The organism is Paenibacillus sp. An7 (assembly GCF_009870785.1).
GTDB lineage: Bacteria > Bacillota > Bacilli > Paenibacillales > Paenibacillaceae > Paenibacillus.
On the sequence record NZ_WTWX01000013.1, the window covers coordinates 1 to 24,830 of the forward strand.

24 protein-coding genes are annotated in these 24,830 nt (G+C 40.8%); 20 read left to right on the forward strand and 4 right to left on the reverse strand.

Features of this window, described 5'->3' with window-relative positions; genetic code table 11:
- Positions 1 to 430: 430 nt before the first annotated feature.
- The 7 genes from ppc to glmS all read left to right on the forward strand — a co-directional run bounded on the left by ppc (position 431) and on the right by glmS (position 11,163).
- Positions 431 to 3,223: a phosphoenolpyruvate carboxylase gene (gene ppc, locus GQY27_RS14590; protein ID WP_160035665.1), complete on the forward strand. Its 2,793-nt coding sequence runs from the start codon at positions 431 to 433 to the stop codon at positions 3,221 to 3,223.
- A 215-nt stretch (positions 3,224 to 3,438) separates the two neighbouring features.
- Positions 3,439 to 4,005, forward strand: coding sequence for an RNA polymerase sigma factor SigW (gene sigW / locus GQY27_RS14595; RefSeq protein ID WP_201450734.1), 567 nt, complete (start codon positions 3,439 to 3,441; stop codon positions 4,003 to 4,005).
- Between the two features lie 149 nt (positions 4,006 to 4,154).
- Positions 4,155 to 4,772: a zf-HC2 domain-containing protein gene (locus GQY27_RS14600; RefSeq protein WP_160035669.1), complete on the forward strand. Its 618-nt coding sequence runs from the start codon at positions 4,155 to 4,157 to the stop codon at positions 4,770 to 4,772.
- Between the two features lie 241 nt (positions 4,773 to 5,013).
- Positions 5,014 to 5,838, forward strand: coding sequence for a diadenylate cyclase CdaA (cdaA, locus tag GQY27_RS14605; protein ID WP_160035671.1), 825 nt, complete (start codon positions 5,014 to 5,016; stop codon positions 5,836 to 5,838).
- Positions 5,838 to 7,283, forward strand: coding sequence for a CdaR family protein (locus tag GQY27_RS14610; protein ID WP_160035673.1), 1,446 nt, complete (start codon positions 5,838 to 5,840; stop codon positions 7,281 to 7,283). The genes cdaA and GQY27_RS14610 overlap by 1 nt, the downstream gene beginning before the upstream one ends.
- A gap of 58 nt (positions 7,284 to 7,341) precedes the next feature.
- A complete protein-coding gene (gene glmM / locus GQY27_RS14615; RefSeq protein ID WP_160035675.1) occupies positions 7,342 to 8,685 on the forward strand; it encodes a phosphoglucosamine mutase in 1,344 nt (447 codons plus the stop codon).
- A 645-nt stretch (positions 8,686 to 9,330) separates the two neighbouring features.
- A complete protein-coding gene (gene glmS, locus GQY27_RS14620; RefSeq protein ID WP_160035677.1) occupies positions 9,331 to 11,163 on the forward strand; it encodes a glutamine--fructose-6-phosphate transaminase (isomerizing) in 1,833 nt (610 codons plus the stop codon).
- 135 nt (positions 11,164 to 11,298) lie between these two features.
- Here glmS and GQY27_RS22000 read toward each other — a convergent pair whose 3' ends face one another.
- Positions 11,299 to 11,691 carry a S1C family serine protease gene (locus tag GQY27_RS22000; protein WP_328803006.1) on the reverse strand — a complete coding sequence of 131 codons (393 nt, stop codon included), beginning with the start codon at positions 11,689 to 11,691 and terminating at the stop codon, positions 11,299 to 11,301.
- A 289-nt stretch (positions 11,692 to 11,980) separates the two neighbouring features.
- On the opposite strand from GQY27_RS22000, the gene GQY27_RS14625 reads away from it, so the two are divergent.
- Positions 11,981 to 12,529, forward strand: a complete 549-nt coding sequence (locus tag GQY27_RS14625) for a VanZ family protein (RefSeq protein ID WP_160035679.1) — start codon at positions 11,981 to 11,983, stop codon at positions 12,527 to 12,529.
- Positions 12,530 to 12,727: 198 nt separating this feature from the next.
- Here the strand turns inward: GQY27_RS14625 and GQY27_RS14630 are convergent, their stop codons facing one another.
- Positions 12,728 to 13,492: a CPBP family intramembrane glutamic endopeptidase gene (locus GQY27_RS14630; RefSeq protein ID WP_160035681.1), complete on the reverse strand. Its 765-nt coding sequence runs from the start codon at positions 13,490 to 13,492 to the stop codon at positions 12,728 to 12,730.
- A 320-nt stretch (positions 13,493 to 13,812) separates the two neighbouring features.
- Positions 13,813 to 15,024: a sugar efflux transporter gene (locus GQY27_RS14635; RefSeq protein WP_160035683.1), complete on the reverse strand. Its 1,212-nt coding sequence runs from the start codon at positions 15,022 to 15,024 to the stop codon at positions 13,813 to 13,815.
- Positions 15,025 to 15,157: 133 nt separating this feature from the next.
- Here GQY27_RS14635 and GQY27_RS14640 point away from each other — a divergent pair, with 133 nt between their 5' ends.
- The 8 genes from GQY27_RS14640 (at position 15,158) to GQY27_RS14675 (ending at position 21,006) form a co-directional block, all read left to right on the forward strand.
- Positions 15,158 to 16,036, forward strand: a complete 879-nt coding sequence (locus GQY27_RS14640; protein WP_160035685.1) for an AraC family transcriptional regulator — start codon at positions 15,158 to 15,160, stop codon at positions 16,034 to 16,036.
- 166 nt (positions 16,037 to 16,202) lie between these two features.
- Positions 16,203 to 17,066, forward strand: coding sequence for an alpha/beta fold hydrolase (locus tag GQY27_RS14645; RefSeq protein ID WP_160035687.1), 864 nt, complete (start codon positions 16,203 to 16,205; stop codon positions 17,064 to 17,066).
- Between the two features lie 145 nt (positions 17,067 to 17,211).
- Positions 17,212 to 17,646, forward strand: a complete 435-nt coding sequence (locus GQY27_RS14650) for a MarR family winged helix-turn-helix transcriptional regulator (protein ID WP_160035689.1) — start codon at positions 17,212 to 17,214, stop codon at positions 17,644 to 17,646.
- Between the two features lie 207 nt (positions 17,647 to 17,853).
- Complete coding sequence (locus GQY27_RS14655; RefSeq protein WP_160035691.1) at positions 17,854 to 18,252, forward strand: DoxX family protein; 399 nt, start codon at positions 17,854 to 17,856, stop codon at positions 18,250 to 18,252.
- Positions 18,253 to 18,298: 46 nt separating this feature from the next.
- Positions 18,299 to 19,249, forward strand: a complete 951-nt coding sequence (locus tag GQY27_RS14660) for a ring-cleaving dioxygenase (protein WP_160035693.1) — start codon at positions 18,299 to 18,301, stop codon at positions 19,247 to 19,249.
- A gap of 35 nt (positions 19,250 to 19,284) precedes the next feature.
- Positions 19,285 to 19,896, forward strand: coding sequence for a flavin reductase family protein (locus GQY27_RS14665; protein WP_160035853.1), 612 nt, complete (start codon positions 19,285 to 19,287; stop codon positions 19,894 to 19,896).
- A 101-nt stretch (positions 19,897 to 19,997) separates the two neighbouring features.
- Positions 19,998 to 20,705 carry a DsbA family oxidoreductase gene (locus GQY27_RS14670; RefSeq protein ID WP_160035695.1) on the forward strand — a complete coding sequence of 236 codons (708 nt, stop codon included), beginning with the start codon at positions 19,998 to 20,000 and terminating at the stop codon, positions 20,703 to 20,705.
- 127 nt (positions 20,706 to 20,832) lie between these two features.
- Positions 20,833 to 21,006, forward strand: a complete 174-nt coding sequence (locus tag GQY27_RS14675; RefSeq protein ID WP_160035697.1) for a GapA-binding peptide SR1P — start codon at positions 20,833 to 20,835, stop codon at positions 21,004 to 21,006.
- A gap of 138 nt (positions 21,007 to 21,144) precedes the next feature.
- Here GQY27_RS14675 and GQY27_RS14680 read toward each other — a convergent pair whose 3' ends face one another.
- Positions 21,145 to 22,317: a cation:proton antiporter gene (locus GQY27_RS14680; protein WP_160035699.1), complete on the reverse strand. Its 1,173-nt coding sequence runs from the start codon at positions 22,315 to 22,317 to the stop codon at positions 21,145 to 21,147.
- A 337-nt stretch (positions 22,318 to 22,654) separates the two neighbouring features.
- Here GQY27_RS14680 and GQY27_RS14685 point away from each other — a divergent pair, with 337 nt between their 5' ends.
- From GQY27_RS14685 to GQY27_RS14700, 4 genes are all read left to right on the forward strand, one after another.
- Positions 22,655 to 23,221 (forward strand): DUF420 domain-containing protein, encoded by a 567-nt coding sequence (locus GQY27_RS14685; protein WP_160035701.1) that lies wholly within the window; start codon positions 22,655 to 22,657, stop codon positions 23,219 to 23,221.
- Between the two features lie 168 nt (positions 23,222 to 23,389).
- Positions 23,390 to 23,851, forward strand: coding sequence for a MarR family winged helix-turn-helix transcriptional regulator (locus GQY27_RS14690; protein ID WP_160035703.1), 462 nt, complete (start codon positions 23,390 to 23,392; stop codon positions 23,849 to 23,851).
- A gap of 24 nt (positions 23,852 to 23,875) precedes the next feature.
- Complete coding sequence (locus GQY27_RS14695) at positions 23,876 to 24,514, forward strand: nitroreductase family protein (protein ID WP_160035705.1); 639 nt, start codon at positions 23,876 to 23,878, stop codon at positions 24,512 to 24,514.
- A gap of 11 nt (positions 24,515 to 24,525) precedes the next feature.
- Positions 24,526 to 24,822 carry a putative quinol monooxygenase gene (locus GQY27_RS14700; RefSeq protein WP_160035707.1) on the forward strand — a complete coding sequence of 99 codons (297 nt, stop codon included), beginning with the start codon at positions 24,526 to 24,528 and terminating at the stop codon, positions 24,820 to 24,822.
- Positions 24,823 to 24,830: the final 8 nt, after the last annotated feature.

Consider the following 24,830-nt stretch of genomic DNA (forward strand, 5'->3'; position numbering starts at 1 on the left):
GGTAGAACTTCAGCCTTCCAAGCTGATAGCGTGGGTTCGATTCCCATCACCCGCTCCAATCATTTAACGTAAAGTCTGGTTCAGTAACTAGGCTTTTTTTTGTATATATAGATATTATTAAAGGATCATTAAGTGTATTACTGGTTGTATGCTTGTTACTAGATTGTACTTGCTTTTATGCAATTGCAAATAAATTTTGGATACATGGATTAACATATAAAAGCAATAGTTCAGCTTATCCACTGGTTGAATATTTCAAGAAAAACTCTAGAAATACGACAAGAAAAGCAGTATTTTACATTAAAAGTTACAAAAAACCTGTATTTTCTATCACAAAACTAAAGATTTTCACTGATTTTTATTGTATTATGTTATGAAGGTGTCTTTTTTTACGTAGAATTTGTAATTAGCAGGAGATAGGAGGATAAGCATGACAGAAATTATGGTAACCGCGAACAAAAGCAATTCTAACAACTTGTTGCGCCGGGATGTGCGGTTTCTTGGTAATATACTCGGGGAGGTTCTCGTTCATCAAGGAGGTAACGAACTTCTAGACGTAGTAGAAAAAATTCGTGAAACCAGTAAGGCTTTACGGGCCGAATATACGCCAGAGTTGTATCAAGAATTCCTTAGTATGATCAAGCAATTAGATTCTGAGAAACGCCATCAAGTGATACGGGCCTTTGCAGTTTACTTTCAATTGGTGAACATTGCGGAACAGAACCACCGAATTCGTCGCAAACGTGACTACGAAAGATCTGCAGGAGAGACTGTGCAGCCAGGATCAATCGAAATGGCTGTTAAGACTTTGAAGGAAAAAGGGTTTGAATACAGTGATGTTGAAGAAATCCTAGGTTCTCTTTCACTTGAGCTTGTTATGACTGCGCATCCTACGGAAGCCATGCGTCGTGTTATTCTGGATATACATAAACGTATATCAGAAGATGTCATGCTATTAGATAATCCTATACTAACGCTCCGAGAACGTGAACAGCTGCGGGAGAAATTACTTAACGAAGTTATTACCCTGTGGCAAACGGACGAACTGAGAGATCGTAAACCAACTGTGCTTGATGAAGTAAGAAATGGAATGTACTATTTCCATGAAACTTTATTCCATGTACTACCGGATGTTTACGAAGAACTAGAACGCTGCTTGCATAAATATTACCCAGAGAATCACTGGCATGTACCAACGTACCTGAAATTCGGCTCTTGGATTGGTGGAGACCGTGATGGAAATCCATCGGTAACTTCTGATGTAACTTGGGAGACACTTCGAGTACAACGTAAGCTTGCTATACGCGAATATAAACGTATTCTAATTGAACTGATGGGGGTTCTAAGTTTTAGCACTAATATCGTAAACGTATCGGAAGAATTACTCGCTTCGATCGAAGAAGATCGAAAACATGTTGTCATTAAGAAATCAGAAATATGGCGTAATGAGAAAGAACCTTACCGTATTAAGCTTGCTTATATGATTACTAAACTAAGTAATATTCTGGATGAGAGCACATTGGGTCAGCCGAACCGGTATGACTCACCAGAAGAATTAATTCGTGATCTGAAAGTGATCGATTGTAGCTTGCGTCATCATTATGCTGACTATGTTGCAGATACGTATATCAAGAAAACGATCCGCCAAGTAGAACTTTTTGGATTCCACACTGCTACTTTAGATATTCGTCAGCACAGTCAAGAGCATGAAAATGCGATGATAGAAATTCTAGCTCATATGAATATTGTGGAAGATTATTCAGCGCTCAGTGAGGAAGAAAAAATTAATTTACTTGCTGGTTTGCTCAATGATCCGCGTCCATTAACATCATCTCACTTTAAATACAGTGAGAATACACATGAATGCTTGGAAGTGTATCGTACCATCTACCGGGCTCAAAAAGAGTTCGGAAAGAACTGCATAAATAGTTATCTGATTAGTATGACACGAGGTGCAAGTGATCTGCTCGAAGTAATGGTTCTGGCTAAAGAAGTTGGCTTATATCGTGTTGAACCAGACGGCACTGTTGTATGCTCCATTCAATCTGTACCTTTATTTGAGACTATTGATGACTTACATGCTGCGCCGCAAATCATGAAACGTCTGTTTGATTTACCGGTATATCGCAGAAGTGTCCAAGCGAGAAATGACGTACAAGAAATTATGCTTGGATACTCCGACAGTAACAAAGATGGCGGAGTAGTTACTGCGAACTGGGAACTGCTTGTGGCGATGAATGATATTACGGCGATGAGTAAAGATTATGGAGTGAAATTGAAATTCTTCCATGGACGCGGAGGAGCTCTTGGACGCGGAGGAATGACATTAAATCGTAGTATCTTGGCTCAGCCGTCTCATACTATTGGTGGAGGTATTAAAATTACTGAACAAGGAGAGGTTATCTCTTCTCGTTACTCACTTAAAGGTATTGCTTATCGCAGTCTAGAGCAAGCTACATCTGCACTATTAACATCAGCAACCGCTGCTCGTACGGAGAAAGTCGATGAAAAAGAAGCAGGCTGGAAAGAAATCATTAGGGAAATTTCCGAAGTTTCACTGGAAAAGTACCAAGATCTTATTTTCCGAGACAAAGATTTCTTTAATTTCTTCAAAGAATCGACTCCTTTACCGGAGATTGGGGAATTAAATATCGGTTCTCGTCCATCTAAGCGTAAGAATAGTGACCGTTTTGAGGACCTGCGTGCGATTCCATGGGTGTTTGCATGGACACAGAGCCGCTACCTCTTCCCGGCATGGTACGCAGCTGGTACGGGCCTACAGAGTTTCTACCAAGGTAAGGAAGAGAACCTGAAGGTTCTACAAGATATGTATAATAACTATCCTTTCTTCAGTACCTTGATCGATACAGTACAAATGGCAGTAGCTAAAGCAGATATGAATATCTCCAAACAGTATACTTATATGGTTAAGGATGAAGAAGTACGTAATCGGATTGTGGGACTTATTAAAGAAGAATATAAGTTAACCAAAGACCTATTACTTAAAGTAACGGGACAACAAGAAATTTTGGATAACGTACCTGTTATTCAAGAATCGATCCGTTTGCGTAATCCGTATGTTGATCCGTTGAGTTATCTCCAAGTACAACTGCTTGCAGAGCTGCGTGAACTGCGTGAGCAAGACGGCGATGATGCGGAGCTGCTTCGTGAAGTGTTGTTAACCATCAATGGTATTGCTGCAGGACTACGAAATACAGGTTGATAAGTCATTAGATAACAAAACGAAATCATGACTATAGGTTTTTTAATTAACGGGGGATCTTGTAAAAGAGAACCCGTTTTTTTTGTGATATTTTTAATGGATTCTTCTATGAAATGGATTGCATTTTAGGTGTACATCGATTACGATTTGAATGATGTAGGTAAGCCAAATAGGGCGTTACGAAAGACCCATCAGCAAGTCTGGGGGAATAGATGGTGGACAATTTAGAAAAAAGGTTGGTCAAACTCATACTAAAGGGAGATCAGCGAGCTTTTGCTGAGCTTGTTGAGTTATACAAAGACAAATTATTTCATTTGGCTTATCGTATGCTCAATAATCGGCACGAAGCAGAAGATATTGTACAGGAAACTTTTTTACGGGTATACCGGAATATGGAGAAATATGATCCTGAACAGAAGTTTTCTACATGGATCTACCGTATTGCTACGAACTTGTGTATCGATAGGTTAAGAAGAAAAAAACCTTCGTATTCACTTGATGCGGAAATCGGTGAGCAGGAAGGCACAGATGGTTATGCCATGCTCCCAAGTGATGATCGGACTCCGGAAAGCGAAGCTTTGTTATCAGAGACACAACGGGTTATCCGAGATGCCATTGAAACTTTGCCAGCAAAGTATAAATCCATTATGGTACTGCGCTATTTGCAGGATCTTTCTTTACAGGAGATTAGTGAAGTATTGGACATGCCGGTAACAACCATCAAGACAAGAGTACATAGGGGTCGTGAGTTTTTACGTAAAAAACTTGAATATAAACTGTAGGTTGTTTTGTTATTTTTAAAATTTAATGAAACGATCTTGATCCTCACTGCGTATAACATGAAAATGAGTCTTATGTTTAATACGTAGTTACGCAAACAAGTTAGGATAGACGTGAGACTTCATAGATCTTGAGGAAAGGATATGCTCATATGGATTGCAATGAAATCACCTCTTTAATGCATGAATATTTAGATGATGAACTTTCGACGCCCCAGAAAAAGGGACTCGAGAATCATTTATCGATGTGTCCTGACTGCCGCATGCTTTTTAAAGAGTTAGAACAGACGGATATGCTACTATATGCTATGAAACATTATTCCCCGTCTGCTTCAGATGAGCTGACTGATCGGATCATGAGTGCTGTACCACAACCGAAGAAGCAGCAACCTTGGCTGAAATGGGTGAAGCGACATCCTGCATTTACTGCTGCTGCTGTATTTTTGTTAGTTATGTTGTCCAGTACTCTTAGCTTCTGGGATCAGAGCGATCAGCTGATCGTTAAAGGCAATGATCTGGATCAAATCGTAATTGAAGGGAATAATGTTATTATTCCAGAAGGTAAGTCTATAAACGGCGATTTAACCGTGGAAAATGGAACAGCTCAGATATATGGTAACGTAGAAGGAAATCTTACGGTTATTGATGGATCTTACAATATGCAAGCTTCTACAGCACATGTTTCCGGGCAGATCAAGAGCATAGACCAGGCACTGGATTGGATTTGGTATAAGGTAACAAACATCATGTCTGTTGTAGCATATCGCTAAGAAGGTATTTATTGGTATTTGTTAAGCTATATTTTATAAACATTACCAGGGCACCTCGACTGCGAGGGGCTCTTTTTTTCATAGAACAGGGCATATTTATAATAAATGGGTAATTTGATGGTTGCTCGCTTGCAAGTTGTACTTTAACGTTATAACCTAGATATAAAGAAGAACATACTATAAATACAACTTTAGATAGCGTGTAGCGTTTACTCTACAAGGGGATAACGGGGGCAAAAGGATGAACTATTTTGCGGACTTAACATGGCAAGAGTCCATTAAAGACATTATAGATATATTAATTGTAGGCTACATTATATACCAGATTATCCTGCTTGTTCGGGGTACACGTGCTGTGCAATTGCTGAAGGGGATACTTTTACTTGTGGTGATTTGGGTTGTCAGTACCTGGTTTAATCTCTACACATTAAAGTGGCTCATGAACCAATTCTTTACGTTCAGTGTGGTTGGTCTATTCATCATCTTTCAACCAGAGCTCCGCCGCGCACTTGAGCAGTTAGGACGAGGTAAATGGTTTAATCGGATTAGTGCAGATAATGAGGAGTTTAGCAGGTTTACGAATGAATTAATTAAAGCCATAAACTACTGCTCTCGCCGCAAGATCGGAGCTTTAATTGTCTTTGAACGAGAAACAGGGCTCAATGAATATACGGAATCAGGTATTAAAATGAATTCTGTGTTAAGTTCGGAACTGCTCATTAATATATTCATTCCGAATACACCGCTCCATGACGGAGCTGTTATTCTGCAAGGGAAACAGATTGCAGCGGCAGCCTGTTATTTACCTTTATCAGAGAATCCTTTCATTAGTAAGGAACTTGGCACACGTCACAGGGCAGCCATTGGAGTCAGTGAAGTTGCCGATGCTGTCGCCATTGTCGTATCGGAAGAGACAGGTCAAATTTCTCTAGCGATTAATGGTCAGGTGGTAAGAGATATTAAAGAGGAATCACTCATTTCCAAATTACATGAAGAACTTCGTCCAACTTCTACGTTAAAAGAGAAACGTAACCCGTTCTGGAAACGGAAGGGGGGACGTCAGTAATGGATAAATGGTTCAATAATAACAATTTTGCCAAAATATTGGCGCTCGCTGTCAGTCTTTTGTTATGGGCTATGGTTCATTCGAACGATGTTACACCGACACCGACAACAAACACTTCTATAGAACCTCGTGCGATCGATAATGTCAAAATTGAAGCCTATGGAATTGATTCGTCTAAATATGTACTGACATCCATGAGTGAAACGGAAGTAGAAATGCAGGTTAGAGGTCAGCGCTCTGTACTCACTTCTGTATTCACGGATGAATATAAAGTAAGACTGGATTTAAGTAATGTGAGTCCGGGTACTACGACGCTTCCTCTTAGTCATGTGGTTCCAAAAGGCGTGGAATTTGTGTCTATGGAGCCTTCGAGCGTAACAGTTACGATTGAGGAATTATCGTCCCAAAATTTCGAAGTAAATGTGGTCACCACAGGAACCCCGGCAGATGGATATGCAGCAGGCACACCAGTTATTACGCCAAATGAACCTGTAAAAGTCACCTTACCGGTTAGTCAACTTGCTGCTGTCGGGAAAGTTCAGGGCACGGTTAATATTGATGGGGCAACTGAGAATGTAACTGAGAAAAAAGTGAAGTTAGCAGCTTATGATCTGGAAGGAAAAGAGATAGAAGGAGCGGTTATTGAACCAGCTGCAGTCTCTGTCGATATTCCGATAACTGAGGAGTTCGCTAAAGTTCCTTTGAAAATTAAGTATGAAGGTCAGCTCCCCGAAGGGCTTACTTTAGCCAAAGTGGATTCAAATGTGAGTGAGGTAACGTTGTTTGGAAGCCAAGAAGCGATAGTAGGGATAGAGTCCTATAGTGGAGTGACTTTGGACCTTAGCGCTCTAACAGAGGCCGGCACAGAGACAATTAAAGCGGACTTGACGCCGCCCTCTGGTTTTGAGAAAATCGAGCCGAGCTCCGTTGTCCTTACGGTAACTGTTGTTGCATCGGATGAATCGTCGATTAGCGAGAAATTAATTCGAAACGTTCCCGTTACTCTTCAGGAACCTGGGGGCAGTTTTACTGCGACAATAACTCGTCCCCAAAGTGCAAATAAAGATATAACAGTTTCGGGTCCGAGGGATATGCTGGATAATGTGGATGCTAGTGATATTAAACTTGTTGCGGACGCGAGAAACCTCAAGGAAGGTAACCATGTAGTTGCGTTACAGGTAGAAGCACCTGATTACGTGACGGTTAAGTCTTCTTCGGCGGATCTTAAAATTTCCGTACAGGTGAAGGATGATTCGAAAGAAACGTCTACAACACCGGTCGAACCTGAAACAAAGCCGGATGAAGATAGCAAAGTGGAAACTCCAGATCAAGGATCAGAAGAAAATACAGATACGGGATCCTCTGATGGGAACAATGACGAAACTACGGAAAGCGAATCAGAACAAAACGATAGCTCAGCAGGAGCTAATTTTTCATCACCGTAAGCAGATATGAAAACGAATTTTTGATAAAGATGATATAAAAAAGAGGGGTAAACAAACAATGGGGAAATATTTTGGTACCGATGGAGTTCGTGGAGTTGCCAATAAAGAATTAACAGCAGAAATGGCCTACAGTATTGGCCGCTGTGGAGGTTATGTACTAGCTGGCGGAGTAGAACGTCCAAAAGTTGTGATTGGTATGGATACTCGAATTTCAGGACTCATGCTGGAATCAGCTCTAATCGCTGGACTATTGTCCATCGGAGCAGATGTAATTCGTCTTGGTGTCGTTTCTACGCCCGCAGTAGCGTATTTGACGCGAACTCTTAAAGCAGATGCGGGAGTAATGATCTCAGCTTCTCATAATCCGGTACAAGATAACGGCATCAAATTTTTTGGTGGCGATGGTTTTAAACTTTCTGATGAGACAGAGAATCGCATTGAAGAGTTGATGGATGCTTATGAAGATGAACTCCCACGTCCAATCGGGGGTAATTTAGGTGCGCTTACCGTTAATGATCAAGCGAAGTTTGAATATCTTGATTACTTGAAAACAACAGTTTCATCTCGTTTTGACGGACTGAAAATTGTACTCGACTGTGCACATGGTGCTGCTTATGAACTTGCTCCAAAACTGTTTGCAGACCTAGGTGCTGAAGTAATCATCATTGGTGCGGAACCAACGGGTCTTAATATCAATGATCACTGCGGATCTACACATCCTGAAAAACTAAAAGAAGAAGTTCTGCGTCATGGTGCAGACCTTGGACTTGCTTTTGATGGAGATGCAGACCGTCTGATTGCTATTGATGAGACAGGGGCAGAAGTAGACGGTGACTTTATTCTGTGTATTTGCGGTGATGCAATGAACCGTGCAGGCAAATTAAAAGACGGAACCATCGTGTCCACGGTGATGAGTAATATTGGATTCTATAAAGCAACTGAAAAATTAGGTCTTAAAACGGCAAAAACTGCAGTCGGCGACCGTTACGTGATGGAAGAAATGCGCCGTGGGGGATATAACCTGGGCGGAGAACAATCCGGACATGTAATCTTCCTTGATTACAATACGACTGGTGATGGTATGCTGACAGGTATTCAGCTAGTCAATACACTTAAAGAGTCTGGCAAAAAACTCAGCGAGCTTAAGTCAATCATGAAACAATATCCTCAGGTTCTTGTGAATGTTCGTGTAGAAGACAAGAGCAAGTTTGAAGGAAATAAAGGCATAGAAGAAGCTATTGTTGCAGTAGAGAACAAGCTTGGCGATAACGGCCGTGTCCTCGTGCGGGCATCTGGAACCGAGTCATTGATTCGTGTGATGGCAGAAGGTCCAGACCGTGACGAATTGGAACAATTCGTAGAACAAATCGCAGTTGTCGTGAAAAAAGAGCTTTCTGTATAAAACAATAAGCTTAAAAATGAGCCTGCGAGACTAGTAACGGTTTCCCAGGCTCTCTTTTATGGGTATAAATGATGAAAATTGATGTAAGGTATAAAGCGCCATTGCAAAACGTACATGAGATGCATATAATGAGTTGTGTGATTCAGATACAGAAAGTGAGGATCGTGAGGTTACCATGTTTTAAAAGCGCCAGAACTTGTGCCAGCGTACGGAACCAGTTGCTCTATAACAATTGGACGGATGGGCAAGTTGACGAGGTGGAGGTGTTCGGATTGTTCGGCGGGGACCTCCCGGTATTCCACCATACCGCTAATTCGAGTACGGAAAAGAAACAGGTGACTGTTTTTACAACGAATCGATAGGTGATTAAACTAAAATACTAAATTAGACATGCACGAGGAGAGCATCTTTGCATAATACTACATGAGGTTGATATGCATTCATCGTGACATGAAGCGCTATAGAAAATACGGATTAGCTAAAGTAGCTAGGTGCTATGATTTCAGGACATGGTCTTAATAAAAGCTGTGAAATTTACCGTAAAGGGTTTGTCACCCGCATATCAGACAATTATTTCCTCATGCTTATTTTTGCAAACTATGCATTCAACTCCTTCGCATGATTTAAAATCGGAGGAATTTACCTATGTGTGGAATCGTTGGATATATCGGAACTAAAAATACGCAAAATGTATTAGTAGAAGGTTTGAAAAAATTGGAGTACCGTGGTTATGATTCTGCGGGGATTGCTGTTTTCACTCCAAACGGTCTTCAAATTCAAAAGTCAATTGGTCGTCTTGCTAATCTTGAAGCGAAGCTTGAAGGTGCTCCGCTACAAGGTAACGCAGGAATTGGACATACCCGTTGGGCTACCCATGGTAAGCCTTCGGATGAGAACTCTCATCCACATACAGATAACAGCATGAAATTCTCTGTAGTTCATAACGGAATTATTGAGAATTACTTGGAACTGAAAGATGAATTGATCGCTGAAGGATGCAACTTTACATCTGAAACCGATACAGAAGTTATTTCTCACTTGGTTGCACGTGAATACGACGGCGATATCGTAAAAGCAGTACAAAAAGCGATTAAACACCTGCGTGGTGCTTTTGCACTTGGAGTACTTACTGAGTATGAGCCAGATAAATTGGTTGCTGTTCGTCAAGCTAGCCCACTGATCATTGGTATTGGTGAAGGCGAGAACTTTATTGGCTCTGACATTCCAGCTATTCTCGAATATACTCGTAATGTGTATATCCTGAATGACGGTGAGATGGCAGTTCTGACAAAGGATTCTGTCGAATTGATGACAATCGAAGGGAATTTTATTTCTCGGGAAATGACTCGTGTCGATTGGGACGCTGTTACAGCTGAGAAAAACGGATTTGCTCACTTTATGTTGAAAGAAGTTTACGAACAGCCAAAAGCATACCGTGAAACCATGCTTGGCCGTATCTCTGAAGATCATAAAAAGATTGTTCTTCCTGATCTGAATTTGACAGAAGAACAAATTAAAAATATTAAAAACATTCAAATCATTGCATGCGGAACTGCATACCATGCTGGTCTTGTAGGACGTACCATGATTGAACAACTGGCACGTATTCCAGTTGAAACTGATGTGGCTTCCGAGTATCGTTACCGTTCACCAATCGTGAACTCTGATACACTCGTAATTGTTGTCAGCCAATCTGGTGAAACTGCCGATACGCTTGCTGCACTTCGTGAAGCTCAAGCAAACGGTGCACACGTACTTGCAATTACTAACGTAGTAGGAAGCTCTATTGCTCGTGATGCGAACGATGTACTTGCTACACTTGCAGGTCCAGAAATTGCTGTTGCTTCAACCAAAGCTTACAGCTCCCAGCTCATCGCATTTGCGCTCTTTAGCTTGTATCTTGCACAAGTTCGCGGAACACAAACAGAAGAGACCATTGCAAACATTATTGCAGCAATGCAAGCTCTGCCTGAGCAAGTTGAGCAAATGCTTGAACAAGCAGACACAATTAAAGAATATGCAGAGCAAATCTCTACACACAAGAACCTGTTCTTCATCGGCCGCGGCGTTGACTACGCTGTAGCACAGGAAGGTTCCTTGAAACTGAAAGAGATCTCTTACATTCACTCTGAAGCTTATGCAGCTGGAGAATTGAAACACGGAACACTTGCTTTGATCGAAGAAGGTATTCCTGTTATTGCTCTGGCTACACAAGAAGATGTTCTTGAGAAAACAGTAAGTAACATCAAAGAAGTGAAAGCACGCGGTGCGGATGTTATGGTTATTACTCATGAAGAGAATGTAGCAACTCTTCTTAAATCCGTAGACCAAGCTTATGCAATTCCTAAAACATTGCCAATCTTGACTCCAACACTAGCTGTTGTTCCACTTCAATTGCTTGCTTACTACGCATCTCTTGCTCTGGGTCTTGATGTGGATAAACCACGTAACCTTGCGAAGAGTGTAACTGTTGAATAATATAGCGATTTAACGACATTTCATTCATTACTCATCAAAATGATGTCGAGCGATGATCAGGTTTTTCCCAGATCATCGCTCGACTTTTTTTGCTTTAAATTGTGTATAACAATGAAAAAGATAACCTCTGATAAGTTAGAGGTTATCTTTTTTTTGTACGTCACTATCCGGATCAATATCCTCAACGTTCGGCAAATTAGGAAGTTCTGTCATAGGGGCTCTAGACCATTCCCTAGCCTGCTGAAGGATGCTGGGAATTGGAATGCTAAATCCAATGGTAGAATCCTCATCAGCGATGGCTGAATTGATACCTAAGACTTTTCCCGTATCGCTGCTAATAAGTGGTCTGCCGCTGTTACCATGGGTAATAGGATCAGAAATCTGATATAGATTACTGTATGTATAGGAGATATCAAAGCTTCGATCTAGCCCGCTGACAATTCCTATAGTGACCGTGTTCTCTAATCCGAGGGGACTGCCAAGCGCAAGAATTTCATCTAGTAACAGTCCAATTGATGACGAATAAATCTAAAAACTTAAGAAATATTTAATTTATAACCTACTCTTTATTTAAGAAGTTTCTACTATTCTATAAACATAAAAAACAGAAGAAACAATTGGTGTAGATGTAGGCTTTTTGCTTATCCAAGTGGAGTCTAACTGATGAATTATCGATGCTGCCGTATAAGGCGTAAATCGTTCGGCAGTAGAGTAAGGTAACTTCATGCACTATATAAACCGTTTTATTTTACTGGCGATTAGTCTGATTAGTTCTTGAAAAATGTTAATGAGAATGACGAGACAGGAGGAATTTAAGATGCAAACAGAGACGACACAAAGAAAAAGCAGAACATACATCGTCTGGATGTTATTACTGCTATATATTTGTTTTTTATTTAAAGTCATATTGTTCAAGTTTGGTTCAATTGAGATAGGGCCCATACTGAGTAAAATTCATCAAACTCTGATTGACCCGGGCTCTCTTGTAGATCGGTTGGATACGGCAAATCTTGAACTATTTAGAACACTGAGAAGGCAGGCAGCTCACCCTAACTTACGAAATGTAGTTAACATAATAGGAAATTTTGTTATCTTTATCCCGTTTGGTTTTTTAGTTTCAATGGGAATAAAGAAGGTAAGCTCGGGAATTGTTGTACTCATTGGTTCGTTTGGAATGAGCTTATGCCTGGAAAGTTTACAGCTGATCCTCTCCATGGGGAACTTTGATGTTGATGATCTCTTGCTTAACACACTTGGCGGTGTTGCAGGGTATCTAGCTTATTATTTATGTGTTGCAATAAAAGAAGTGTTTCATCTTACGATTTCTTTATCAGCACCCGTCAAAACAGAAAGAGCCTGCCACTAAATGGCGGGCTTTTTATATTAAACGTATAAACTATTCACCCATAAAATCATTCATGTTAACCTAACGAATGATTAGGCTCGTTAATGATTAGGTCCGTTAATGATTAACTCTGTAGGACGAAAAATGCCATGAAATATTTATATCATGAAGTTAATATTTGAAAAGCTACCTGTCCCTATTGCAGAGGACGCTTTTCTTTTACACATTTATGTTTCGAGTATTAGGTATGTCAGATACATTATTTGTCTTGATATCCATACTTCGCCATAAGTATACGGAGTACACCAGCATAATTCCAATAATGAGGTAATCTATAGCGGCAGGTTCATTTGCATTACCCATCGAATTCCCCATAAATTGAAGGAAGTTATTTAGTCCATGAAAAAGAATAGGAATGACGATGGATTGCCGATGAACTATAAGCAGGGAAAGGACCAGTCCGACGATAAATGCATAAACAATTTGAAAAAGGGTATCAATGAGAGACTGCCCGCCAATCAGCTGAAGAGAGTGGGTAATTGCAAACAGAAAGCTCGTCGTAAAGACGGCAACACGGAATCCTTTGGGGAGAAGCAGCCTGAGCATAAAGCCACGAAAGAACATTTCTTCTACCAAACCAATGACTAGGATCTGTATCAAAAGCATGATAAAAAGATCAGGTAGAGAGGAGGTGTTCAGTCCGTGATTTCCGTAAGCGATGAGGATAAGTACAAGAAGCAGCGGCAAGGAGTAAAGTAAAGTCTTCTTAGCCGAAGAGGGGGAGGTAAAGAAATAGTGTTCCCACTTATTCCTCATAAGCAAATAGATGAGGATACCAAGTGCGAGCGGGATCACTCCAATAAATTGAAGCAGAGGACGCTCAGGAGAAGTAATCGATACAAAGGCTCCATTCGCTGTAAAGAAGACCATTAATAATAATTCGAGCCCAATAATACTGAGAATAATCCTTGTGTTTGTTCGCAAATTGACAGCCCCCGATATGTATAGTTTAGTTGTTGAAATATACAGCTAGTGAATTAATTTCATCATACCTTTAGTTGTTTTAATCAGGACGATATATAGATTAAAACAAAACGATTCTATTTATCTATACGTCATTCCAAGTTTATCGTTTTCATGTTTTGTGAAATTAAATCAAGTAACCATCTCTTTCACCCATCTAATTATATTCTAAAACTGATGTTATAAGAAGTTATTGTATAAAAATCTACATAAAAAAGCTCATCCTCTTCTTAATGAAAGAGAATGAGCGGGTTATCGGAAAGTTTAAAATGGAGATCAGATTATACGGCTAATTTCTGTGACCCATTTTTTGAGTGTCGTTCGCTTACCACAAGCATGATGGCAGCAGCACTAACAAGTACAAAACAGAACAAGAATGAATAACGGTAACCTACAATACTTGCTACTCCCCCGCCAACAAGGCTGCCCACCAGTCTGCCAATCGTTGACGAATTAGAGTAGAGCGTTGATGCGTATCCAGGCATGCTTGGAAGCAGATCTTGCATATAGCTGATGCCGATGGCAGAGATAACCGCAACAAAGAAAGCAAGCAGTAACTGCGCAGCAAGCATTTGCCACATCTCACCTGAGATGACGACAACGAGATAATACGCTCCCCCTAGAATAGCCCCATACAACATCAGGATCCGGTTACTATATTTTGAGCCTAGAAGACCAAGCATAATCATAAAAGGAATTTCCAGTGCAGCACAAATACTGCTGACAAGACCAACATCTGTTGTTGTCCCGCCTAAGTTGTTCGTAATAAAGAGAGCCGTATTTAGGCTGCTCATCCAGTGAGCTATATAAAGCAGTGTCAGGATAAGAAAAGGAAGCAAGATCGTCCGATTTTGATGCAGCCGTATACTTTGTGCCGGACTTCCTGTGCCGCTGGTCTTTAGTTCTACATTTGATTTCAGGAATGCAAAGACGAGAAATGCAACAAGAAGGAAAATGGTAATCGTTCCCGAAAAAATACCGCTAAAACCGACGGCCTCCAGAAGCAGGGTACCAAATAATGGACCTGTAATAAAACCTAGGGAGAAGGCAGAACGTAAGGTAGAATTAGCAAAGGAATGATCAGTAGATTGGCTCTTCGTTACAGCTTCTCTAGCAATGGCAAATAATTGAGGCATACCTGGTGCACCAAGTGCTGTGAACACGGTCATATATATGAACAAGATCGTAAAGTCTTTAATGAGCAAGTATCCACTAAAAGCCAAGGCATTGCACAGGGTGGAGACGATATAGATATGTTTTCGATTCAAACCCAGGTCAGAACGTTTCCCAATCAATATGCTGACCCAGACCCCGGCAATTAAAGTGACGGCAAGAAAAACACCAAATACCCCTACAGATACACCGAGTTGCTCTGTAAAATAAATTGATAGAAAAGGCGCACTGAGTGAGATCGCCATTCCCTGCAGCAACATACACAAAAAGAGCAGGGCATAAGAAGGAATAGAAAATAGTCCAATGAGTCTTTTTATCATGATAATAAGTTACTCCTCTATGTTATTTAGAATTAGATAGCCAACCGCGTTATAGTATACTTGAAAAAGACAATAATAATATATACGGTATTTAACTGAAAACCTCAACTATTTGGCTAAAGGGGTTATTTTGATGGACATAAGATTACATGCTTGTTCTTATTCTCTACATAATCGTCCTTTTAAAACATCTTATAATCCGCCGCCTTTTTATTTAATTCGGCTTCAGGTGTTGGGCGTTGCAAAAGCTCTAGTTCATGGAGAAATGAAACCAATTTCACCCGGAGATCTCCTCATGTATCCTCCAGGGGAACCTTATCATTTAAGGGTAGGCAAAGAGGGGGAAGATACGGAAAGCGGTGATTACTTTTTACTGTGTGACGGAAGCTGGATGGATGAATGGTGGGGAAGACATCATCGCGATACTTTAAAAAGAATTCCATTAGATGATCATCTTTTGTATCTATGGCAGCAGTTGTCCGTCGAACAGCACCGAGTAAATCGGAACAACCAGGAGATTATAGGTCACTTGTTATGTACGCTACTACTAACGTTGGATCAGGTAACATGGGTCACTGATCGGAAGCAAGGGCAGGATTCCGTTCGAAGTAATGAGCTGGTTGTCAAAATGAAGCAATATATTAATGATCATGCACTTCGTCCTCTGCGGGTGGAAGAAGTGGCTCATCATGCTGGACTGAGTGTATCGAGAGCTGTACACCTATTTAAAGAGGTCACCGGTTATACAATCATCGGATACGCTGGTGAGATCCGCCTGTCACATGCGATCGAGCGAATTCAGTATACAGAAGCAAGTCTAGAAAGTATTGCATATTCCTGCGGATTTAGTACGTACTCTTATTTTCATAAATGTTTTAAAGAAAAAGTGGGGTGTTCACCAAGCGAGTTCCGTAAACGCCCTGTTTTAGTTGGAAGAGACAATCAGCACCAGGGTACGATACAGACGATTTCTGGAATTTCGCCGGATGCTTATCGGTTTCTCCGTTCCTAAGCCTATACAGGAATGCTTCTTTCCTTATGTTATCTGCTGCGTTTGGATTCATCCGACCAAGGTTAAATATACTCACAAGGTTATCTCAGAAGCTACGTGATGATAAGGGAAAGGCATATCAGTAAAAAGGATCGAAGTTTATTTATTCCTGTTAGGAGGAGAAACGATGGGACGCTATATACAAGTTGAAGAAAACGTGAAAATTTACGTGGAAGATATAGGGGAAGGGACTCCTGTTATTTTCCTTCATGGTTGGCCTGTTAATCATAAAATGTTTGAATATCAATTTTCCCGTCTGCCCGCTAATGGATATCGCTGTATTGGTATTGATTTTCGTGGATTTGGTAAATCGGATGCTCCATGGGAGAGCTATTCTTACGATCGACTTGCCGATGATGTTAGGACGGTTATTGATGAGCTCGGGGTTACAGGTGCTACATTGTTTGGCTTCTCCATGGGAGGCGCAGTTGCGATACGATATATGGCTCGGCATAATGGACATGGGGTTAAAAGTCTCGTGTTGGCAGGAGCAGCAGCGCCCGTGTTTACGAAACGAGATGATTTTGACTATGGAATGAATCCTGAGGAGTTCACCGAACAAATGATTGTTGCTGCTTTTGAAGATCGGCCGAAGATGCTGACTAAATTAGGACTTCAATTTACAAAAACCAAAACAAAAGCAGGTATGATGATTTGGCTTCAATCTCTTTGTCTACAAGCTTCGCACCATGGAACAGTTAAGGCAGCTTTGTCTTTACGGGAAGAAGATTTGCGTTCGGACTTGTCTAAGATTAAGGTACCTACCATTATTTTTCATGGAGCAAAGGACAAAATATGTGAACCGGATCTTGCCAGACTCACAAGTGAAGCGATTGCTGGTTCCAGACTGATTATGTTTGAACAAAGCGGTCATGCCATGATGTTCGATGAGCAGGCTAAATTTAATGAAGAACTTCTGCTTTTTCTAAACACGGAGGATTTGCTTCATAGAGGTGAATATATAGATCCTGTTAATGCCGTGTCAAAATAAAAATGGGCCGATTCCTTTCCTATTTTCTTTGGGTAGGATTCGGCTTATTTCTTATTTTAGAAAAGAAGGTTGCATTTTAGATAAAAAGGATATATATTATAAATATCTTAAATTTAAGATAAATGAAGAGAGAGGGATAAACGTAATGAATAATGACTCATTATCATTAAGATTGTTCGTTATTCTCTCCAAAGCTTACAGGGTAATTATGGAACAAGCAGTGAAGGATATGAAAAGACACAGATTATCTGAGACTGAATTTGCAATGTTGGAACTTTTGTACCATAAAGGAAAAATCCCGATGCAGCAAATGGGCGAGAAACTGCTAATAACGAGCGGCGGCATTACCTATACTGCGGATAAGCTAGAGAACAAAGGGCTTCTTAGAAGGGTTGCTTGTTCGTCTGACCGCAGGGTGACTTATGCGGAGATCACGGAACAAGGTAATGGAATGATGGAGGCGATCTTTCCAGAACACCAGAAAGTGATTGAATCTACAATGACTGGACTGACTGATGAAGAAAAGGTAGAGGTAATTGATCTGCTGAAGAAACTTGGTTTATCCGCTCAGAAGACTTAGCTGCTCATACATTACATAAGAATGAAAAAAAGCGGCTGTTAAACTTGTAGATCACTGTACTGGTGATTTTGATCAAAATAACAATCAACGATAAGAAGAATCTATTTTTTTACAAAATTATCTTAAAGTTAAGATAAATGATTCTAAACTAACTGTTGATAATTATATTTCAAACACATTAACGAACAAAGAAAAGAGGAATTACAAATGGTAGGAACAGGATTGCTAATTATTCGCTTGGTGGTAGGACTTATTTTTGCAGCACATGGAGCACAGAAATTATTTGGCTGGTTTGGCGGTTATGGTCCCAAAGGTACAGGAGGATGGATGGAGTCCATTGGAATTAAACCAGGGGTGGCTGCAGCAGTCATGGCAGGACTTGTTGAATTCGTAGGCGGGATTGCTTTTGCAGCAGGACTCTTCACTCCAGTTGTCGCTGTACTGCTTGCACTTACGATGATTGTAGCGATGGTCAAGGTGCATGGACCCAATGGTTTCTGGGCAACAGCAAATGGTGTTGAGCTTAATGTCATTCTCATGGCAGTGCTGATTGGTGTCGCTTTTACAGGGGCAGGAGCTTACTCTATTGATGCTTTGATTCAGTAAAACGAATAAATAGGATGAACTTACTATATTAGAAGAGGTGAACAAGATGAGACAACAAACGGCAGGAATTCATCATATTACAGCTTTCGTATCCGACGCTCAGAAAAACGTAGATTTCTATGCAGGGGTTCTTGGATTACGACTTGTAAAAAAGACAATTAACTTTGATGCTCCGGATGTCTATCATCTTTATTTTGGTAATGAACAAGGGAGCCCAGGCACAGTGATCACCTTCTTCCCGTTCCCTACGGGACGTAAAGGAACAATAGGCGGAGGTCAGGTTGGGTGGACAACATATGCAGTGCCTGTCGGTTCACTTGATTTCTGGAAGGAACGTTTGAATAAATTTGGTATTTCATATACGATGGTAGAACGTTTTTCAGAAAGTTATGTACAGTTTCGAGATGTGGATGGACTACAGCTTGAACTTGTAGAGAGAGAAGAAGGACCTTCAAGCCAGTGGACCTTTGGCGGTGTACCTTCTGAGAAAGCAATTAAGGGATTCGGTGGGGCGTTGCTCTATAGCACAAATCCAAAAGAAACGATGACGACCCTAGAGAATACACTCGGATTGACCAAAGTAGGTGAAGATAAGGGTGCTGTTCGTTTCCGATCAACAGGAAATCTAGGCAATTTGATTGATGTAAGCAAAACACAGATAGCACCGGGGAGAAACGGTACCGGGATTGTTCATCATATTGCCTGGAGAGCAGCGGATGAAGCAGATCATCTACGCTGGAGTGCTGCCGTAAAAGCAGACGGATTTGAGCTAACCCCTGTAAAGGATCGGAATTACTTTAAAGCACTCTATTTCCGGGAACAAGGGGGAATTCTGTTCGAGATTGCTACAGATCCTCCTGGATTTACTGTGGATGAACCTGAGGAAGAGCTGGGTGAGAGTTTAATGCTTCCAGAATGGTATGAGAATAAGCGTACTGCGCTTGAACAGAATCTTGCTCCCATTGTTGTTCGTGTGCTGAAACAGGATCAGATGTAAAGATAAAAGGAGCTAATTTTCAAATGGAAATGTCTATGCGAAGTATTGATCCTCTTACTCAAACGGAAAGAGAAAATTATAAACTTCTCACGGGAAGTATTATTCCGAGACCGGTTGCTTTTGTGACGACTTTATCGGAAGAGGGAACGATCAATGGAGCTCCTTTCAGCTATTTCAATATCGTAACAGCGGATCCTCCAATGATCTCGATCTCGGTACAGCGGAAAAATGGATATCCGAAAGATACAGCACGTCATGCAATGCACCAGAAAGAGTTTGTCGTTCATATAACCGACGAGATGAATGTCGCTAGGATTAATCTGACTGCGGAGAGTTTACCTCCTTCCGAAAGTGAGATTGAAAAGGCCGGACTAACTGTGGTTTCAAGTGACCTAATACAAGTTCCTGGAGTAAAAGAGGCAAAATTCCGTATGGAGTGTGTCCTTGAAGCAGCGTATCCCTTAGGAGGAACAGAGAGTGCTCCTTCCTGTGATTTAATCATCGGCCGGGTTGTTCGTTTTCACGTAGCCGAGTCCATAATAGATCATGGCCGGATCGATGCGAACGAACTTCAGCCGGTTAGCCGCCTTGCAGGGAATCATTACTCCAAGCTAGGTCAGATGTTTTCACTAGAGCGCCCTGAATAAAAAGTTTTTATTTTATACCATTAATTTACTGTTATTGATTATGGTTAACTAATATTATATAGCAACATGGTAATTCCATCATATTTCTGGGAGGATATACAATGAAAATTGAAATTTGGTCGGACTATATGTGTCCATTTTGCTATATTGGAAAACGCCGCTTTGAAGAAGCTTTGGAGTCGTTTCCTCATAAAGATCAAGTTGAAGTCGTTTATCGTAGTTATGAACTGAATCCAAACGGATCACGCGATACAGATCAGACAACTTACGACAGTCTTGCGAAAAAGTTCGGAATGTCTGTTCAAGAGGCAAAATCAATGACAGAAAATGTCGTAGCACAAGCGCGTACGGTTGGACTGAACTATAATTTTGACGTTATTAAACCAACGAATTCGTTTGATGCACACCGTTTAACTCATTTTGCTGCAGAGCAAGGGAAAGCAAGTGAGATGACAGAATTACTTTTCTCCGCTTATTTTGAAAAAGGCGAACATATTGGCAGCAGGGAAGTTCTTATACGTCTTGCTGGTGAGATTGGAATGGATCCCAAACAGGCAGAGAAGATTCTGGAAGAATCGATCTATGCTGAGGAAGTGCGCAGAGATGAGAAACAAGGTGCTGAGCTTGGGATTCAAGGTGTTCCTTTCTTTGTAATTGATCGTAAATATGGGATTTCGGGTGCTCAGCCACCTCAAGTGTTCACAGATGCATTGACGCAGGCTTGGTCTGAATCTCAGCCAATGAAGGTTATCGGAGGCAGTGATGCTGCGTTATGTACGGATGGTTCTTGCAGTTTACCTGATAAATAAAAAAGGGTCCTTATAATAAATGTCTGGCATTTCTGCCGGGCATTTTTTTATCACAGGAGAGTCATAAAACATGATAACGCTTACTATATATGTAGAGAAGAAACGAAAAAAGAGGAGGTTTACTTAGGTGGAGAAATACAAGAGCTCTAATCCGCTGGGTGTGATTTTGTGTCGGGACTGTTATAGTGAGCTCGGTGTGCAGGAGACAGACCGTGTCCAGATTTTCTATTCATCTTGCGGTTCAGTTCATTGCAAAGAAACAAGACTGAATACGGAGTACGAACAATATATGGACGAATAATGATTATATTACTCTTATGTAGATAAGATGATGATACAGGATACCAAGCAATGACCCATATAAAAAAATAAAAACAGGCTTATACATCCCTATTTACTGTGATGTATAAGCCTGTTTATTTGATTCATTTATATATAATTAACGGTTGTTCTCCAACTTAACTTCCTTTTTATTAGAGAACATGATTTTAAGAAGCGGTGGTGTTACTAGGGTTGTGACAATGACCATAATGATGAGTGAGGTGTAATATTCAGGATCAAGCAGACCGGATGCAAGACCTGTACCTGCAATGATCAGAGCGACTTCTCCGCGAGAAATCATGCCAGCACCGATGGAAAAAGATGAACGTCCCTTAAATCCAGTCAGACGCGCACCCAAGGCTCCGCCCAATAGTTTTGTCACAATGGCAACGATACTGATTACGATAATGAATCCGATCTGAGATCCGACTCCTTCAAAATCGACATTGAGTCCAATGCTTACAAAGAATACAGGAACAAACAAACTGTAAGCGATCGGTTCAAGCTTACTTTCAACCGTATGCTTAAATTCAGTCTGTGAAATCGCAATACCTGCAGCAAATGCACCAATAATACCTGCGATACCCATCCATTCAGCAAAATAGGAAAAGGCGAGTGCAATAATGACTCCGCCAGAAATCACAGTTTCTGTTACTTTCAGTTTGGCGAACCATTTCATCATTAGAGGTACGACCCAGATGGATGCGGCAATGATGACAGCGAAGAAAAGAACTTTCTTTCCAATAAGACTACCAATACTTACGCTTTCTCCACTTGTTCCGAGGATACTCATCATTATTGCCAGCAAGATGACAACTAGAATATCATCAACAACAGCGGCTCCAAGAATGGTGGTACCCTCTTTCGAACTAAGCTGGTTCATTTCTTTTAGCGTTTGTACAGATATACTTACGGAAGTAGCACAGAATAGAAGACCGAAGAATAGGGCGTGATGGTTCTCCATACCGAAGCTTAGTGCTGCTCCATATCCCCCAAAGAATGGTAAAATAACCCCGCCTACGGCAACGGCTAAAGCAGCCTTCCAGTTCTTACGAAGTTGATCCAAATCCGTTTCCAGACCTGCAATGAACATAAGAACAAGTACGCCGATTTCAGAGAATTCGTGGATAAACGACGTCTGTTGAACCCAGCCAAGGATCGCCGGACCGAGAATAACCCCTGCAATTAATTCACCAAGGACGGAAGGCTGGCCTAATTTGACCGATAGATGACCTGCAATTTTGGTGAAAATAAGAATGAGCACGAGGTGTAAAATAAAAATAAAATCCATCGTTGTTCCCCTTTCGAAGTAGGTTTATATTGTCCGCCAGTGAGGAAGTTTTATGTTTACACACAAAAAAAGCCTATTTACGCAAGATCCCCATAAATACGCCTGAAAATAGACAGGAGGGGGCCTTGTGTGCCAGACTCCTCCTGTGAACAATATATATAATTGTGATATGTTTTACGTTTCTCTTTTTTATTGTACATTTTTTTATAACAAATGGGAAGGGGAATCGTTACAAAGTATCCTGAATAAAGTTCAGAGTGTTGTCACTTAACAATTAACTGTGATGAAGTTTATAATTGAAGTAAGGATTTACCTATAGAGGAGGATAACGTTCGTTATGAGCAAAGGTATAGTAAAAGAGAGTGACTACGTCCCGACGACGAAGAAGAATTTTGCGGGAATCATTATTAGCTTTTCATTGATTGCCAATGTTATTATATTGTTGCTCTTTTTTGCACCAGTAGGTTATAACGGTGAAGTGCATTTTGATTATACAATACTCCCGCGGATCAACGCAGTACTCAACAGTTTTACGTTTATTTTTTTGCTAGCAGCACTCATTGCTATTCTAAAGAAAAATGTTAAGATTCATAAACGATTTGTGATTGCAGCATTTGCTTCCACATTGTTATTTCTAGTAACCTATCTTACCTTCCATTACATTTCTCCGGAGACATCCAAGTTTGGAGGAGAAGGATTTATTCGTCCTGTGTACTTTACCATTTTGATCACGCATAGCTTTTTAGCTGCTGTCATTGTGCCGCTTGCTCTTTTTTCACTCGTGTGGGGCTGGACAATGCAGGTAGAAAAACACCGGAAGATTGCGCGATGGACGATGCCGATTTGGCTTTATGTAAGCTTTACAGGGGTAATTGTGTATCTTATGATGGCACCTTATTATTAAGACCGAGTAGTTGTGGGCAGTTCCTATAATATGTAAGAAATAGTGGATGGATAAAAGACCGAAATGTCTCTTTTCAAGAGATATTTCGGTCTTTTTTTGCAAAAAAAACTTGCTTGTTTAGAAAATAAGGAATATAATTGACCCATCAACCATTGAGGTGTCAATGATTTGAAGGAGGTCTTTATTATCTCTACATGTCGTACGGAAGACCTATTATATTTGCTTATGCATCTTAATAAGCATATTGCTACCCGGTTTGAACGCTGTGCGGGTGTAAGTCCTAATCGGCTTGAACTCTTATGTAAACTGACGGGTGGAGAAATCAGCCAATCTGATTTACAGAAGGCAGTATCCATTGATCCTGCTGCTGTGACACGTCACGTTCAGCAACTGGAGGCGGAAGGAATACTACTCCGCACGAGAAGCGAGAGCGATAACCGGATTACGTTAGTTCAGCTGACGGAAGAAGGAAAAAACAAAGTAGAAGCTTTCAAAGCGGAGAAAGAACGATTTATGGAGGAACTGCAAACCGATCTCACAGAAGCAGAGCGTATTCAGTTTCTTGAAACATTACAGAAGCTAAATAACCAGATCCACCAAATGAAAGATCCCGGAAAGACGAATAAATGATATAGATAAAAGGAGCCTATTACCATGACTGTAAATTCAGTAATCAAAGATTATAATGAAGTCATTTCTTCCCGCCGTTCGGTGCGCGTGTATGACCCTGCGGTTAAAATTAGCCGTGAAGAAATGACAGAAATTTTGGAAGAAGCAACACTTGCTCCATCTTCCGTTAACCTTCAACCATGGAGATTCCTAGTTATTGACAGCCCAGAAGGGAAAGCAACACTGGAAGAGCTGGCACCAGGAAACTTGAATCAAGTTAAAACTTCCTCTGCAGTTATTGCAGTATTTGGAGATATGAATGCATTTGACAATGCAGATGATATTATGAGCAGTTCTGTAGAACGCGGCTTTCTCCCACAAGAGGTAAAAGAGCAGGTTATGGCCAACTACACTACATTGTTTGGACGTATGTCACCTGAAACATTCCGCGAAATGATCTTAATTGACTCCGGATTGGTTTCTATGCAGTTCATGCTTTCTGCACGTGCTCATGGATATGACACTAACCCAATCGGCGGTTATGATAAATCCCGAATTGCAGAAGCATTTGGAATGGATAAAGAACGTTACGTACCTGTGATGCTAATCTCCATCGGTAAAGCAGCTAAAGAAGCACGTAAGACAACACGTCTGCCTATAGACCGTGTTGCACAGTGGAAGTGAGGAGAATACCTATGATAATTATTCATGCAGAAATGAAAGTGAACCCTGCTGTAGAGTCTGGATTTCTTGAAGCAGTAAAAGAGTTGGTAGAGTCTTCACGCGCTGAAGAAGGCAATGTTTCATACAAACTTTTTAAAGATACAGAGCAAGAGAATACCTATCTAATGATCGAAGAATGGAAAGATCAGGATGCTGTAGCTTCTCATAATGCAAGTGCTCATTTCCAGGCATTTGTAGCTAAAGCACCTAAATACTTGTCAGCTCCACTGAATGTGCAGGCATACGCAGGTCAGCCTATTAACAAGTAAGATAACGA

Excerpts from the sequence above, each read along its gene's own strand:
- ppc (WP_160035665.1), top strand. The coding sequence starts at position 431 with ATGACAGAAATTATGGTAACCGCGAACAAAAGCAATTCTAACAACTTG.
- GQY27_RS14600 (WP_160035669.1), top strand. The coding sequence starts at position 4,155 with ATGGATTGCAATGAAATCACCTCTTTAATGCATGAATATTTAGATGAT.
- cdaA (WP_160035671.1), top strand. The coding sequence starts at position 5,014 with ATGAACTATTTTGCGGACTTAACATGGCAAGAGTCCATTAAAGACATT.
- GQY27_RS14610 (WP_160035673.1), top strand. The coding sequence starts at position 5,838 with ATGGATAAATGGTTCAATAATAACAATTTTGCCAAAATATTGGCGCTC.
- glmM (WP_160035675.1), top strand. The coding sequence starts at position 7,342 with ATGGGGAAATATTTTGGTACCGATGGAGTTCGTGGAGTTGCCAATAAA.
- glmS (WP_160035677.1), top strand. The coding sequence starts at position 9,331 with ATGTGTGGAATCGTTGGATATATCGGAACTAAAAATACGCAAAATGTA.
- GQY27_RS14625 (WP_160035679.1), top strand. The coding sequence starts at position 11,981 with ATGCAAACAGAGACGACACAAAGAAAAAGCAGAACATACATCGTCTGG.
- GQY27_RS14635 (WP_160035683.1), bottom strand. The coding sequence starts at position 15,024 with ATGATAAAAAGACTCATTGGACTATTTTCTATTCCTTCTTATGCCCTG.
- GQY27_RS14640 (WP_160035685.1), top strand. The coding sequence starts at position 15,158 with ATGGACATAAGATTACATGCTTGTTCTTATTCTCTACATAATCGTCCT.
- GQY27_RS14645 (WP_160035687.1), top strand. The coding sequence starts at position 16,203 with ATGGGACGCTATATACAAGTTGAAGAAAACGTGAAAATTTACGTGGAA.
- GQY27_RS14650 (WP_160035689.1), top strand. The coding sequence starts at position 17,212 with ATGAATAATGACTCATTATCATTAAGATTGTTCGTTATTCTCTCCAAA.
- GQY27_RS14655 (WP_160035691.1), top strand. The coding sequence starts at position 17,854 with ATGGTAGGAACAGGATTGCTAATTATTCGCTTGGTGGTAGGACTTATT.
- GQY27_RS14660 (WP_160035693.1), top strand. The coding sequence starts at position 18,299 with ATGAGACAACAAACGGCAGGAATTCATCATATTACAGCTTTCGTATCC.
- GQY27_RS14665 (WP_160035853.1), top strand. The coding sequence starts at position 19,285 with ATGCGAAGTATTGATCCTCTTACTCAAACGGAAAGAGAAAATTATAAA.
- GQY27_RS14670 (WP_160035695.1), top strand. The coding sequence starts at position 19,998 with ATGAAAATTGAAATTTGGTCGGACTATATGTGTCCATTTTGCTATATT.
- GQY27_RS14680 (WP_160035699.1), bottom strand. The coding sequence starts at position 22,317 with ATGGATTTTATTTTTATTTTACACCTCGTGCTCATTCTTATTTTCACC.
- GQY27_RS14685 (WP_160035701.1), top strand. The coding sequence starts at position 22,655 with ATGAGCAAAGGTATAGTAAAAGAGAGTGACTACGTCCCGACGACGAAG.
- GQY27_RS14695 (WP_160035705.1), top strand. The coding sequence starts at position 23,876 with ATGACTGTAAATTCAGTAATCAAAGATTATAATGAAGTCATTTCTTCC.
- GQY27_RS14700 (WP_160035707.1), top strand. The coding sequence starts at position 24,526 with ATGATAATTATTCATGCAGAAATGAAAGTGAACCCTGCTGTAGAGTCT.